12 protein-coding genes are annotated in these 15,067 nt (G+C 32.7%); 9 read left to right on the top strand and 3 right to left on the bottom strand.

Annotated features, from left to right (window positions below):
* Positions 1–32: 32 nt before the first annotated feature.
* On the bottom strand, positions 33–2,741 hold the full coding sequence (gene leuS / locus N2712_02380) for a leucine--tRNA ligase (protein ID MCX8028821.1): 2,709 nt from the start codon (positions 2,739–2,741) through the stop codon (positions 33–35).
* Between the two features lie 144 nt (positions 2,742–2,885).
* Between leuS and N2712_02375 the strand changes: the two genes are divergently transcribed.
* The 4 genes from N2712_02375 to dxs all read left to right on the top strand — a co-directional run bounded on the left by N2712_02375 (position 2,886) and on the right by dxs (position 7,839).
* Complete coding sequence (locus N2712_02375; protein ID MCX8028820.1) at positions 2,886–4,028, top strand: Re/Si-specific NAD(P)(+) transhydrogenase subunit alpha; 1,143 nt, start codon at positions 2,886–2,888, stop codon at positions 4,026–4,028.
* Between the two features lie 11 nt (positions 4,029–4,039).
* Positions 4,040–4,330 carry an NAD(P) transhydrogenase subunit alpha gene (locus N2712_02370; GenBank protein MCX8028819.1) on the top strand — a complete coding sequence of 97 codons (291 nt, stop codon included), beginning with the start codon at positions 4,040–4,042 and terminating at the stop codon, positions 4,328–4,330.
* A gap of 10 nt (positions 4,331–4,340) precedes the next feature.
* Positions 4,341–5,786, top strand: a complete 1,446-nt coding sequence (locus tag N2712_02365; protein MCX8028818.1) for an NAD(P)(+) transhydrogenase (Re/Si-specific) subunit beta — start codon at positions 4,341–4,343, stop codon at positions 5,784–5,786.
* A gap of 172 nt (positions 5,787–5,958) precedes the next feature.
* Positions 5,959–7,839 (top strand): 1-deoxy-D-xylulose-5-phosphate synthase, encoded by a 1,881-nt coding sequence (gene dxs, locus N2712_02360; protein ID MCX8028817.1) that lies wholly within the window; start codon positions 5,959–5,961, stop codon positions 7,837–7,839.
* On the opposite strand, the gene scpB is transcribed toward dxs, so the two are convergent.
* Together scpB and acpP are read right to left on the bottom strand one after the other, a co-directional pair.
* A complete protein-coding gene (scpB, locus tag N2712_02355) occupies positions 7,822–8,346 on the bottom strand; it encodes an SMC-Scp complex subunit ScpB (protein ID MCX8028816.1) in 525 nt (174 codons plus the stop codon). The genes dxs and scpB overlap by 18 nt on opposite strands.
* Before the next feature lie 43 nt (positions 8,347–8,389).
* Positions 8,390–8,626, bottom strand: a complete 237-nt coding sequence (gene acpP / locus N2712_02350) for an acyl carrier protein (protein MCX8028815.1) — start codon at positions 8,624–8,626, stop codon at positions 8,390–8,392.
* A 193-nt stretch (positions 8,627–8,819) separates the two neighbouring features.
* Between acpP and N2712_02345 the strand changes: the two genes are divergently transcribed.
* Genes N2712_02345 through N2712_02325 form a run of 5 tightly spaced genes read left to right on the top strand, consistent with a single transcriptional unit; the run spans position 8,820 to position 14,983 of the window.
* The gene (locus N2712_02345; protein ID MCX8028814.1) at positions 8,820–9,395 is read left to right on the top strand and encodes a hypothetical protein; all 576 of its coding nucleotides are present in this window, start codon (positions 8,820–8,822) and stop codon (positions 9,393–9,395) included.
* Positions 9,392–10,087 (top strand): phosphoribosyltransferase family protein, encoded by a 696-nt coding sequence (locus N2712_02340; protein MCX8028813.1) that lies wholly within the window; start codon positions 9,392–9,394, stop codon positions 10,085–10,087. The genes N2712_02345 and N2712_02340 overlap by 4 nt, the downstream gene beginning before the upstream one ends.
* 50 nt (positions 10,088–10,137) lie before the next feature.
* Complete coding sequence (locus N2712_02335; protein ID MCX8028812.1) at positions 10,138–11,082, top strand: tetratricopeptide repeat protein; 945 nt, start codon at positions 10,138–10,140, stop codon at positions 11,080–11,082.
* Complete coding sequence (locus tag N2712_02330) at positions 11,073–13,793, top strand: GreA/GreB family elongation factor (GenBank protein ID MCX8028811.1); 2,721 nt, start codon at positions 11,073–11,075, stop codon at positions 13,791–13,793. Before N2712_02335 ends, N2712_02330 begins: the two co-directional genes overlap by 10 nt.
* Entirely contained in the window at positions 13,793–14,983 is a 1,191-nt protein-coding gene (locus N2712_02325; protein MCX8028810.1) for an ATP-binding protein, read from the top strand. Before N2712_02330 ends, N2712_02325 begins: the two co-directional genes overlap by 1 nt.
* The last annotated feature ends 84 nt before the right edge of the window (positions 14,984–15,067 follow it).

The raw sequence follows: 15,067 nt of genomic DNA, 5'->3' as shown, positions 1-15,067 counted from the left end.
TTCTGATGCTGTTACATATCCTTTGGAGTAAATTAAACTACTATGTTGACAAGTTTTTTAGGTACGACTATAATTTTTTTAGGTTCTGTTTTTAGTGAATTTTTGATAGCTTCGTTTTCTAGAGCAATTCTTTTTAGTTCTTCGTCAGTTATGTTGGTTGAAACTTCTGCTTTGGCTTTTACTTTTCCGTTTATCTGGAATACTACTTCGATGGTATCGTAAGACAGGAATCTACTATCGTACTCGGGCCATTCCTTAGAGCATAGCATTTCTTCATGTCCTATTATACTCCATAGTTCTTCTGCTATGTGAGGAGTGAATATGTTAAGTAGAATAAGTAACTTTTCAATTCCTTCTCTAAAAATCATTTTTTCAATCTCATTTTCGGCGGAGAATGAATACAAAGCATTTGTAAGCTCCATGAGTGACGATATTGCAGTATTAAAACTGAAATCTCTTTCTAAATCATCTCCTACTTTTTTAATAGTTCTGTTTATTTTGGTTATTAAATCCTTTGATTTTTTTGTAAGAGATGAAAGGTTTATATTTTGGTAGTCCATTGATTTTGAGGTTTTAATAGAATCTAAGTTGTTTATAACGAGTCTCCAAACTCTGTTTAGGAATCTATATGCTCCTTCTATACCTTCATCACTCCAATCCATATCTTTCTCTGGTGGTGCGGCGAAAAGTATAAACAGTCTAACTGCATCTGCTCCATATTTTTCTATCATTTCATCCGGATCAACAGTATTGTGTTTTGATTTTGACATTTTTGCAGATTCTCCAATTGTTTCTTCTAACTTTCTGATAACCTCATTCCATTCACCACCGATTGCGTTGAAAAATAGTGATATGTTACTAGCAAGTGTAAGATGGTTTTCTTCCATGACTTTGCTAATTGTTTTGTTGTCATTTAGTGAAGGAGAATTTATTTGCAGTTTTAAACTTAAAAAAGATAATAGATCTTTTACTGTACTTTGCTCGGAAATTCCTAAGTAATCCAGTAGCATTGATATGCTTACCCATTTTTTGTTTACCATACCTTGGGTGAGTAGGTTGGTAAATGGTTCATCACTTTGAACTAGCCCTAAATCTTTCATAAACTTATGGAAAAATCTAGCATATAACAAGTGTAGTATAGCGTGTTCTACTCCGCCTATGTATTGATCAACATCTAGCCAATAATTGCTTTCTTCTTTGCCAAATGGTTCTTTGTCATTCTTTGGTGAAGTATATCTTGCATAATACCAACTTGAGTCGAAGAAGGTATCCATGGTATCTGTTTCTCTTATTGCTTCTGATTTACATTTTGGGCACGTTGTATGTAGAAATTTTTCGTTTGTTTCGAGAGGATTACCTCTACCAGTAAATTCAACATCTCTTGGTAGTATTACTGGTAATTCTTCATAAGGTACTGGTACATAGCCACATTTTTTACATTTTACGAAAGGTATAGGAGTTCCCCAATATCTTTGTCTAGATATGAGCCAATCTTTTATTTTGTAGTTGTATTTTCTATTGCCTAGTGATTTAGCCTCAATATATTCTATGATTTTCATTATAGCTTTACTGCTTTTCATCCCTGAAAACTCTCCAGAATTTACCATTATACCTTCTTCTGTGTATGCTGATTCCATTGTTGTAGGATCTAATGTTTTGTTTTCGGGTTGGATTACTACTTTTATAGGTAAGTTGTATTTCTTTGCGAATTTAAAGTCTCTTTCATCATGTGCTGGTACACACATTATTGCACCTGTTCCATATTCCATGAGCACAAAATTTGCAATCCAAAGGGGTACTTTATCTTGAGTTAGAGGATTGATAATATATCTTCCTGTGAAAACACCTTCTTTTTCATACTCTTCTGATGTCCTTAGTTTGTAATCTTCTTTTCTCATTCGCTTTACTTCACTTTCAATACTAGGATTTTCTTTTATGATTTCGTCGACTAGGGGGTGTTCTGGTGAGATAGCCATGTATGTAACACCGTATATTGTATCAGGTCTTGTTGTGAAAATTGGAAAGTCTCTTCCATCGTCAAGTTTGAAGTTAACTACCACTCCAAAACTTTTACCAATCCAATTTTTTTGCATTAGTATTACTTTCTCAGGCCATTTGCCGAGTTTTTTGTGGTCTTCGAGTAGTCTGTCAGCATATTCAGTAATCTTTATAAACCACTGTTCAATATTTCTTATTTCAACTTCAGTTCCACATCTCCAACATTTGCCTTCTATAACTTGTTCATTTGCTAGTACCGTATTACAATTTGGACACCAATTGACAGGAGCAGATTTTCTGTATACAAGCCCTTTTTCATACATTTTTAGGAAGAACCATTGATTCCATTTATAGTATTCAGGATCGCAAGTTGTTATTTCTCTATCCCAATCGTAAGCAAAACCTAATTTTTTTAGCTGTGATTTCATTGTCTCTATGTTTGAATACGTCCATTCAGCTGGATGGACTCCTTTACTTATAGCAGCATTTTCTGCAGGTAATCCAAAAGCATCCCATCCCATAGGATGTAGTATATTGTATCCTTTCATTTTTTTGTACCTAGCGACAACGTCTCCTATCGTATAATTTCTTACGTGTCCCATATGTATTTTACCTGAAGGGTATGGAAACATCACAAGAACGTAGTATTTTTTTCTGTTTTTGTCTATGATAGATTTAAAAACACCTGATTTGTGCCACTTTTCTTGCCACTTCTTTTCTATTGTTGAAAAATCGTAATTCATAGTAGTTCCTCACTTGGATTACAAATTTTAAAAAATAATATTTGAGAAATTCATCTAGTTAGTATTCTAATAATTAAAACAATTTTACAAAATTTGTTTTACTTATTTATACTTAACATAAAAATACTGTAAGGGAGTATATTTATGATTTTAGGTGTAGTGAAGGAGACATTTCCAGGTGAGAGGAGGGTTTCTGTTATACCATCTGTTATTCCTTCTTTGAAGAAATTAGGATTAGAAGTTTGGGTTGAGAGGGGAGCAGGGGAAGGTGCGTATTACTTAGACCAAGAGTATGAAAATGCTGGAACTAAGTTAGTTAGTAGAGAAGATATACTAAACAACGCGAATATTATTACATATGTTAGAGCTCCTGGTTCGGATACCAATAATATTCAGGATATAAAAAAAATGAAGAAAGATACTATTGTTATTGGCATGACGGAGCCTCTTGCTAATCCTGAAGTTGCTAAGATGTTTGCTGAACAAGGAGTTATTTCTTTTTCTTTGGAGCTTATACCTAGGATAACCAGAGCTCAAAGTATGGATGTATTGAGTTCTATGGCTACTATTGCAGGGTATAAAGCTGTTTTGATTGCATCTGAGCTTTTACCTAAAGTTTTCCCTATGTTTATGACGGCAGCTGGTAATCTAATGGCAGCGAAAGTTTTTGTAATAGGTGCTGGAGTTGCGGGACTTCAGGCTATTGCTACTGCGAAAAGACTTGGAGCAGTTGTTGAAGCATATGATGTTAGACCTGAGGTTAAAGAACAAGTACAAAGCGTTGGAGGTAAATTTATTGAGCTTGGACTTGAGACTAAAGAAGCTAGCGATAAATCAGGATATGCTAAAGCGTTATCCGAAGAATTTTATCAAAAACAAAGAGAAATGATGATGAAAGTACTAGAGTACAGTGATGTTGTTATTTCAACTGCTTCAGTACCAGGTAAAAAAGCACCTATACTTATTACTAAAGAAATGGTTGAAAGAATGAAGAAAGGTAGCGTGATAATAGATCTAGCAGCAGAGAAAGGAGGTAATTGCGAATTGACTAAGCCTGGAGAGATATATGATTATAATGGTGTAAAAATAGCGGGCCTTGTTAATTTACCTAGTACTGTTCCAGTTCATGCTAGTCAGATGTATTCAAACAATATAAAAAATTTCTTGTCTCTTTTGATAAAGGATGGTAACCTTAGTATAGACACCAGTGATGAGATAATTTCAGGTACTCTTGTTACTAAAGATGGTGAGATTGTCAATCCTCTTGTTAAAAAAGCATTAGGATAAGGAGGTAATTTATGGATCCTATTATTGCTGCGGTGATTTTGTTTGTTTTGGCTTTGATTATTGGTTTTGAAGTTATTACAAAAGTTCCCCCTATTCTACACACACCTTTAGTTGTTGCTTCTCATGCGATGGCTTCTATAATGGTTGTTAGTGCTATAGAGGTAACAGGTACTGCTACAACGCTTCTTACAACAGTACTTTCTGTTATAGCGCTAGTTATGGGTACTGTTAATGTTGTTGGTGGATACTTTATAGCAGATAGAATGCTTGCTATGTTTAGGGGTGATAAAAAGAAGAAGTAGGAGGTAATGTATGGATTTCATAAGAAACATCGCTACTGAATATCAAACGGTTTTTTATCTATTTACAGTTTTATTCTTTATTTTTGGTTTAAAGTTATTGACATCAGCTAGAACTGCTAGAAAAGGTAATTGGCTAAGTGCTTTTGGAATGACAGTTGCTGTTGTTGCTACCCTTTTATACAAAGGAATAGTTTCATATGAACTTATAATAATTGCGGGTATATTAGCTTCTATTGTTGGAGTTTTGTCTGCTTATCTTGTTGATATGAGAGCAATACCACAGTTTGTTGCTATTCTTAATGGTTTTGGAGGAGGAGTTTCTGCTTTAGTTGCTATAGTTGAGTTTCTTAAAGGCAAATTACCACCAAACGTAGAAAAGTTACCTTTTGATCAAGCTACCAAATCAATGTATTTTCATGGAGCTGTTGCTCTTGATATGTTTGTTGGAACTATAACATTCTGGGGTAGTATGGTTGCGTTTGCGAAACTACAAAAACTTATAACTGAAAGACCTATAGTTTTGCCTGCTAAGAATTTTGTAAATCTTACGTTACTTATTGGCATAATAGTTTTTGGGGTTCTTTTAACTTTGTATCCTGATAATCTGACGTATATGTTTGGTATTTTAATACTTGCTTCGCTTTTAGGTTTGTCTCTAACTCTTGCAGTTGGTGGAGCAGATATGCCTGTTGTTATATCTTTGTTCATATCCTATGCTGGTTTATCTGCAGGTACGCTTGGATTTGTGTTCTTGAATCATGGACTTATAATGGTAGGTGCATTAGTAGGTGCTTCTGGGCTTATACTTACAAGAATTATGGCAAAATCTATGAATAGAGATTTCTATGGAATACTTCTGGGTAATATAACTCCGCCAGAAATGTCCAAAGTTCAAGATGATAAATCTTTTTATCAAGGAAAAGTAAAATCCACTACACCAGAAGAAGTTGCTATGATTTTAGAAAGCGCTAATACTATTGCAATTGTACCGGGATATGGACTTGCTGTAGCACAAGCGCAAAGTGTTGTAAGAGATTTGTACAATGAGCTTACAAAGGATGGTAAAGAAGTTTACTTTGCTATACATCCTGTTGCTGGTAGAATGCCTGGTCATATGAATGTATTACTTGCTGAAGTTGATATACCTTATGATAAGCTCAAAACCATGGAAGAATCAAACGAAATGTTACCTGATACAGATGTTGCCATAGTTGTTGGTGCGAATGATGTTGTTAATCCTATGGCTAGAGACGCTAAAGATACACCTATATATGGTATGCCTATACTGGACGTTGACAAAGCAAAAACAGTTATTGTAGTAAAAAGAAGTTTGGCACCAGGTTTTGCTGGAATACCTAATCCTCTATTTATAAATGATAACACACTTATGTTGTTTGCGGATGCAAAGCCTGGGCTTTCAGAAATTGTCAGAGAATATAAAGAACTAAAGTCTTAAGAAATCTTGATTAAACAATAAAAGGAGGTTACATCCTCCTTATTTGTACAACTTTTTGCTAATTTGTATTTTTGAGGTTGTTATCTGCTGGTCTTTACTACTAGTTTTGTTTGAAATTTTTGAGGTTTTTTTTTACATTTAACTAGTATAAAAGTACTTGTGGAGAGTGAGTATGTATAAAGTACTCGAGAATATTAACTATCCGTCTGATCTTAAGAAATGTAGTAAATCTGATCTTCCGTTACTCTGTGAAGAGATTAGGCAATTTCTTATAGAAAATGTTTCGAAGACAGGTGGTCATTTTGCACCTAGTTTGGGAGTAGTTGAACTTTCGGTTGCTTTACACTATGTATTTGATATGCCAAGGGATAAGATTGTATGGGATGTTGGGCATCAAGCTTATGTGCACAAGATATTGACAGGTAGGAAAAATCGTTTTGGTGAGCTTAGAAAATATAGAGGACTTTACGGATATCTAAAACCTTCAGAAAGTGAATATGATATAGTTCATGCGGGACATAGTAGTACTTCACTTTCGATAGCTCAAGGTATAGCTGAGGGGAATAAAGTGTTGAACAAAAGTAATGAGAATGTTATTGCTGTAATAGGTGATGGAGCAATGACTGCAGGTATGGCCTATGAGGCACTTAATAATATAGGTTACTATAGGAGTAATGTTATTATAGTTTTTAATGACAATGGAATGAGTATATCACCTAATGTAGGTGCTGTAACTCATTTGTTCAATAAACTTATAATGACTAAAACTTCTGATATTATAAGAAAGCATATATCTTTGAATGGAAGTTTTATAAAAAACATTTCTTATAGATTTTTTGAATCAGTTAAATCTTTTTTCTTACCTAAGAGTATGATGTTTGACATATTAGGTGTTAGGTATCTTGGGCCGTTTGATGGACATGATGTAGTAGAACTTGTTGATGTTTTTGAATATATAAGGGATAAAACGGATAAACCTGTTCTACTTCATGTGTTGACTCAAAAGGGTAGGGGATATAAATTTGCTGAAGAAGATCCTGTCAAATATCATTCAGTACCTGTATTTGATCCAAAAGTTGGTGTTTCTGATGAAGTGCAGAAACAAGTAGGAACTTACACAGAGGTTTTTTCAAGAAAAATAGTTGAATTAGGAGAAAAGTACAGTAGTTTGGTTTGTATCACACCTGCTATGAGAGAAGGGTCAGGATTAATTGAATTTGCCAAAAGATTCCCTAACAGATTCTATGATGTAGCAATAGCGGAACAACACGGATGTACATTTTCTTTGGGTATTAGTATTGCTAATGCTATACCTGTTTATGCTATATATTCAACGTTTTTACAGAGGGCATACGATCAAGTTATACATGATGTGTCAATATTTGGAAAGCAAGTTATATTTGCGGTTGATAGAGCAGGTGTGGTTGGTAATGATGGAGAAACACATCAAGGTGTGTTTGATATATCTTTCCTAAAGCAGTTACCCAATTTTGTGATAATGGCACCTTCAACAGGTAAAGATTTGGAGAGAATGTTAGAATTCAGTATATCTATAAAATCTCCGGTTGTAATAAGATATCCAAAAGATAAGTATAATTCGGATGATATTTTGATGGGTAATACGAAGTTGGAGTTTGGGAAAAGCAGGTTAATTTATGATTCTGATGGTATATTTATAATTTCGGTGGGACATATGCTAAAGTATGCTATTGAAGCAAGAAATATCTTAATTCAGAAAGGATTTGATGTAGGAGTAGTTGACTTAGTTTTTATAAAACCACTTGATAAGGAAATGATAAAGTATATTTCCTCTAAGGCAAAAGTGGTTGTAACAGTTGAAGATGGTATTAAGTCTGGTGGTATAGGTGAAACGATAGGTTTAGAGCTTTACAAGAGTGGGTTTAAAGGTAAGTTTGAAAATATAGGAGTACCTGATGTTTTTCCAGGTCTTGGATCTAGAGATGAACTTTTCAAGGATTATGAAATGGATGCAGAGGGTATATCAAAAAATGTACTAAGGCTGGCAGAAAAAGAATTACTTGTTAACAGATGATTTGATAGATTCAATATCTGGTAAATCATTAAGACTTTTTAGCCCAAAGTAATTTAGGAACTTGTCAGTTGTTATGTAACTAATTTTATCTGATATATTAGAATTTTTAATAGGTTTTACAAAACCTTTTTCAATCAAGATAGATATCGCTCTACCTGATGCTACGCCTCTTATTTTATCGATTTCTGTTTTTTCGATGGGCTGTTTATATGCTATTATTGTTAGAGTTTCTAGAAGAGGTTCTGTAAGATCGTCTTCTTCTTGTTGTGGGAAGATATCTTTCAGGATTTCATAGTATTCCTCAGATGTTACCATTTCTACGTGCTCATCTGTTGAGAAAACTCTTAACCCAGAGTTTGAAGAAGCGTATCTTTGGTTAAGTGAGTTTATTGTTACTTCAATATCTGCTAGCCCAAAAGTTTTTTTGAGAAGATCATCTAAAAAAGACTTCTTTATTTTTTTACCTGATACGAATAGTATTGCTTCAATAAATCCTTCAGGTGTCATAGTATTGATAGGGGCTTGAAGCCCCCGTTTTAGATATTATAGATTACTTTGTGTGAGATTTGATATATTCTACTGCGTCTCCTACTGTTCTGATTTTCTGAGCATCCTCATCTGAAATGGTTATACCGAACTCTTCCTCAAGAGACATGATAAGTTCGACTATGTCAATTGAGTCAGCACCTAAATCTTCGACAAACGATGCTTCTAGTGTGACTTTAGATGCATCGACACCCAATTGGTCAACTATAAGGTCCTTTACCTTTTCAAAAATGTCAGCCATAGATATCCTCCTTTGTTTTGCCGTTATTATAAATATGGTTTGATTTGTCAGTCAATTAGAGTTTTCTTAAAATTGCTCTTTTTTGGAATGGATTGGTGTATATGAGTTTGGAGTTTCTATATATTTATACATTAAGGGTTTTGTTTGAAACTTTGTTTTTTAAATTTATATTATTTTTGTGAGGTTAGATTATATGAAAAATTGGATGTTTGTTGTAGGTGTTTCTACAATATTAGTTTTCAGTGGGTGTTCTTTAGCTGAAATTCCATTTGAAATAGAGTTAGGCCCATACTCAAACGAAATACGACTAACAGGTGTTTATGGTACGGAGTTTTGGGCTGAAAGTTCGTTTGGGATTGGAGATAATCTTGAAGGAGTGTCTATAAATGAAGTTCGTTTTAACTTTAAGATAACTAACCAAACTGAATATGACACAAAATTAACATTAGTTTGGTCTCTTAGCGGTGTTTCTAATGAAAGTAAGGTTGTAATATATACTTCTACTCCTAGTTATATAAATCAAGACAATGAAAATAGAGTTTTTGTTTATATATTCAAAGATCTTTTAGTAAAGAGTAATGCTAGCACAAATCTTTCTGTAACTGTGAGTAAGGTTAAATTTTTAGAGGACTTTACAAAATCAAATATGTACTGGATTACGTTAAAAAATACCATACAAGGTTTATTTATTGGTTACTCAAGTGATGATAGACAAGAATTAGAATTTACAATGAATGTAAAAGGTACTAAAAGGATATTAAATAGATGAGAATACTCTTGGATGCTTATTGTGTAAACTGTGGTGATGAGTTATCATACAAGGAGTTATCTTTTGGTATATGTACGGAGTGCTTATCTAATATAACGCTGATAGATTCAAATCTTTCATGTAGAGTGTGTGGATTACCAGATTCTAGCAGAAAGTGTAGTTTTTGTGAAAGTAACAGGATTTTTGTTGATAGAAATATATCATTATTTGTTTACAAAGGACTATTAAAAGATATAGTGCATCAGATAAAGTTTAGTGGCCAAAAGCATTTGGTACAGGTATTAAATTACAAGATAGGTCGTATTAATGTTGATGAATTATTCATGGTTAATATTGATATAATTATTCCTGTTCCGACATCTATTAAGTCTGTTGTTGAAAGAGGTTTTGATTTTGTTAAGATGATATTTTTACCTATAGCTAAAGCTAATGGAAAGAGGTACATTAGTTTGTTGGGTAGGAAACTTTTTCAAAAGGAGCAAAAAAAACTTTCAAAAGATGAGAGAGCTAGTTTAGTTAAGAAAAGATTTTATTTGAGGAATTTAGTTGATTTATCAGGCAAAAATGTATTGATTGTTGATGATGTTTTTACTACGGGTAGTACTATAAATGCATCTGCCGAGTTGATAAGGGAATTAAATCCAAAGTCAGTTTTTTCACTTACTTTAGTTAGAGTTTTGAGAGAATTGTAGAATGGTTACAGATGAAAGATTTGTTTGTATTTGTATATAATTTACATTAGATGAATGATACATTAGTTTATAGTTTAATAAAGTCTGGTAAAATAACTGAAGCTCTCAAGGCATTTGAGAATATGTTGAGAAATAATTTTGATGAAGAATCTGAGTGTGGAATTAAAGTTATAAAACATATTTTATCTAAAGTTAATAGAATTAAAAATTCTGGTGATTATCACACAATAGCGGATAATTTAGTAACAGAATGGAAGAACACTGTTAACTGGATAAATTCAAATAACTGTGGCAAGTTTACTGAAATAGTCGAGTCTGTAAGATATTACATATTTTCACTTGCGTTGAAATATTATGAAACGATTATTGATAATATTAGCGCAACATCTAATAATGTTATAGATGTTGATTTAATGATAAAGATCAGTAGATGTTATAGAGAGATAGGAGAGACTGATAAGTGCATTGAGCTTCTTGAAAATGTAAGGAATTACGATATGTATGATTCGTCAGTCTTGGCAAACCTTGCCGACGCTTATTTTGAAATAAGAGATATTGAAGCTGCTAAATTGTTTTTTAGGGAGGCGTTTTTTTGGGATCCTCAAAGGATTGATTTATCTGATATGAAATCGATGATAGTTAAGAAACTATCAAAAATAGTTATGGATAATGGTTATAGGGGAGAGGAAGTAAATGAGTGGATACCTATATATGGAGTCATAGAAAATATATTTGACATAAGGAGGGAACTTTCGGAAGAAGAAGTTAATATGATACTTAATAGGGTTCAAGTTATGGAGAAGGGATATAATGAAAATAGGAAATGGAAGAATGTGATTGAACCTAGGCTTATAAATAGTTATATCTGGCTTATTGATTACTATTTATTGCAAGTAGGAGATTATGAATTAGCAAAAAGTGTTGGTAAAATACTTCAGAAATTTTCTCCAAACATTTACAATAAACTTAAATTGGGGGTATATAAATGGCTGTAGCAAAAACTGATTACAAAGAAGAAATGACTAAACTTTTTAATGAAGAGAAGATATCAAAGCACTCTCTTGATGATTACTCTAGAAAGGATTTTGTAAGGATTGAGAATATAGTTGATAGTGCAATATCTGCTGGTGAAGAACTTGAATTGCAGAAAATCTGTGAAGAATACTATCTAGAGAATACTAATAGTATTTTTGCGATTTACACCATAGGTTTGATTTTACTGAAAAAGGGATCGATTGATACCTACTATATGCCGGAAGTTTTGTTGAAGTTTAGTGAGCATAGAAAATTGTCTATTTCTGTTTTTATAGCTGAAAAAATATTGTCCTACAGAGAGGAGAAATATGCTCTTAAACTTCTTGAGGAGTATTATAGAAACGAGAATAGAAATGATGAGCTTGTAGACATAAAGGAAAGGCTTGTAAGAGTTGATCCTAAAGATGCTTATACTCCTAAATCTTTAGCAGAGTATTATGAAGAAGAAGGCAATGTTCAGAAAGCACTTTATTACTATAAGATAGCATTAGAGAGGTTTATACAGTCTAAAAATTCATCATCTGTTGCTTCTGTATTTGAAAAGATTTTGTCTTTTCACTCACTCCTTGATCATAAGTATGTTTTGAATATTTCCTTGCGGCTTCTTGACCTTGTATCTCATGAGAAAATAGGTAAATTGTTACACAAGTTTGCTATACATTTCAAGAAGAAGGAATCTTATGACAAAGCTCTTGAAGTTCTTAAGTTTGTTATTTCGAGATGTACTCCAAATGATGCGGGTGTCAGAAATGATTTAAGGGAAGTTTATGAATCCTTATATCCCAATCACTCATTACTTCCAAAGTACTTTAATGAGTTTTCCGAATTTATGCGAAGAAGATTACATTCAAATATAAGGGTTAATTACAGTGAAATAATTGATAAGCTAAATGAGTTGGAAAAGAAACTTAGGTTTGATATAGGTGTCTATGTCTATCACAAAACTTTTGGAGTTGGAGTAATCTCGGATGTTCAAGATGAGTGGCTTGTAATTGACTTTGTTAAGAAACAAGGACATAGGATGTTTAGTAACATAGCATTTTACTCTCTTGATGTTTTATCTCAAGATGATGTGAGGGTGTGGAAAGAATACAAAAAAGAGGAGCTTGACAAGTTGATAAAGTCTAAATCACCTGAAGTTATAAAGATGGTTTTAGTGTCTTTAGGTGGTAAAGGGAATGTAAAAGATATAAAGGAAGTTTTAGCAGGATTGATGCCAGAATCTGATGTTAATCAGTTTTGGAATTCTGTAAAACACTCTTTGAGTGAAGTTAACGTAGTTGTGTCTCCTGAAAGTAGGAATACTTATGTTTACCTTGGCGAAGGTAAAGTTGAAGAAGATATAAAGGAAACCTTAAACACTCTAAAAACATTTAGTGAGCAAATGAAGTTTATTTATAACTTCCTTCAACAATCGGATACTCTTGATGTCCCGCAAGCTCAGCCCATAGTTGAGTTTCTTCTGAATGTTGTAAACAATTCTTCAAACAAGTTTGAGATAGTTGAAGCTGGTATATTGCTTTCGTTGAAGTATTCAGGAACACCTCAAGAGGTGAAGGAGAAGGTTTTACATACAATGAGAAGTATGGATGAGAATAGTGTGGTAGAGTTTTTAAAAGTAGCTGAAATAAACGAAGTTAAGAAGAGCTTTTTAAGCACCATTAGGACTATATTAGAAAATTGGGACGATGTATTCGTGAAGGTTGTATTGTCAGTTGAGGCTGTTAGATTGAATAACTACATTATGTCTGAACTTGTAAGTTATGATAAGATAGATGCGATTAAAAAAATAGTTTCGACGATACTAGAGAGTGCTAATAATCCATCTTCCAACAGATTTGTAGTTTACTCTAAGTTTATGTGGTTTGCTAAAATAGTGTTTCAAAAAGAGTATGAAGATGTTTTTAAATTACTGCAAGTGGATAAAGTTAATATATTGCTAACTGTTGCAAACATACTTTCGTCTATACAATATAGTTTTGAAGAAAGAGGAGAAAAGGGTATATCAAAAAGAATATATATGATGGCAAAAGAGGTTTTTAGTAACTATAATGATGTTGGAAAGGTTATAATTGAATCAGGAAAAGACACTGCTTTCTTAATACTATCATACATTCAAGAGTTTGAGCTTCTTGAGCCTAGGGAGCTTTCAAATCTAAGACAAAAGCTCTATTATAAGTATCCAGATCTTAAATATATGGAAGATACGAGAGATAGAAGAAGTCCGTTTATGATCACTAGATCAACATACGAAAAGATAAGAGAAGAGTACAATAGAATACTCAATGAAGAGTTACCTAAAGTTTCCAAGATGTTATCTGCGTCTCATTCTGCTGAATTAGTTGAGAAAGAAGAAGAGCTCAAAGCATTAGCAGAACAGTTAGCTAAGGAACTTTCTGAATACAAGATTATAAATCCTGATGCTGTTTCTAAAAATTATGTTGATGTTGGGACAAAAGTTGTGCTTAAATCCAAAAAGACAGGAGAAGAAATTGTTTATCATATACTCGGTGACAAGGATGCAAATATTGAGAAGAATATAATATCCTATAGATCTCCTCTAGGTGTAAAACTCATGGATAAGGAAGTTGGTGATGTTGTCCAGATAAGTATAAAAGGAGCAGAAGAAGAATTTCAGATAAAATCTATATCTTTATCTGAGTATGTTTAATGAAAGACGAACTATCGCAGATTCTTAAGAATACAATAGAAAGAATAGAAAGGGTACCTGTATCGACTATATCCAAGTTGCTTGAGACTCTTTATTACGAAAGAGTAAGGATATTGGAACTTTTAAACTATGGTGTTAAGTGGTCTATATTAATAGTTAGCAGAAACAAAAAAGTTTTATTTTATAATGAATTTACTCTAAAATGGGGTATATTGTCCAAGGAGGGTAATGAAGTTTATTTAAATGATGCTTTTGGTGAGGTTTTAGATGGTCTTATTAGTAAGCTTCTAAAGGAGAATGTTGAATGCACTAGTATTGATATACCTCTAAACTTAAGAGATGATGTGATAGGTGGAGTTTTGAAAGAACGGTTTTTTAGGATAGAATGTTCAACTTTGGATTTTCAGGAATTTTTCGTAATGGTTTTTGATAAGACTTATGAGTTTGTAGATAATATTGATAAATTTCAAGATGAAGTTGTTAAATCTTTGTCAAATATAGTTTCAGGGGTTGCGCACGAGATAAAAAATCCTCTTTCTTCAATATATCTACATACAAAGATAATAAAAAAGTTGATTGAAAAAAGAGATTTAAAAGTCGATTACATAATTAACGAAATTGATATTATACTTTCTGAAATAGAGAGGTTGAATGAAATAGTCAATAATGTTATGTTTTCATTAAGACCATATAAGTATAAAGAAAAGTATGAAAACGTAAACAAGATAGTGGAAGGTATAGTTGAACTTTTACTTCCTGAAATTAGAAGTAAAAAGATATCTATTGAAATGAGTTTGGATGAAGGGATTCCGATGATTTTGTGTGATAAAGACTTGATAAAACAGGTTTTTATTAATCTGATAAAAAATTCGATAGAATCAATTGACAATCCTAATGGTTTGATTTCGATCAAAACATACTTTGTGAGTAGAATTGAGGGAGATTTTGTTGTAGTTGAGGTTAAAGATAATGGTAAAGGTATACCTGATGAAGTTAAGCATAGAATTTTTGAACCATTTTTTACTACAAAAGACAATGGAACTGGACTTGGTTTGAGTATAGTTTATAGAATAATAAAACTTCACAAGGGTTTTATTGACTTTTCTTCTAGAGAAGGAGAAACGATTTTCAAAGTTTTTCTACCAGTTTCTTCAAGTACTAGAGAACTTGGGTACTATAAAAATCAATAATTTCATCTACACGATATTATTTCTAATGTAAATACTACAAGTAGTTGAGTAGAATTGAGTTTTTTGCTTTTTGAGTTAAAATGA

The organism is Brevinematales bacterium, from assembly GCA_026415355.1.
GTDB lineage: Bacteria > Spirochaetota > Brevinematia > DTOW01 > DTOW01 > SKYB106.
This window is presented reverse-complemented; position numbering and strand designations above follow the sequence as displayed.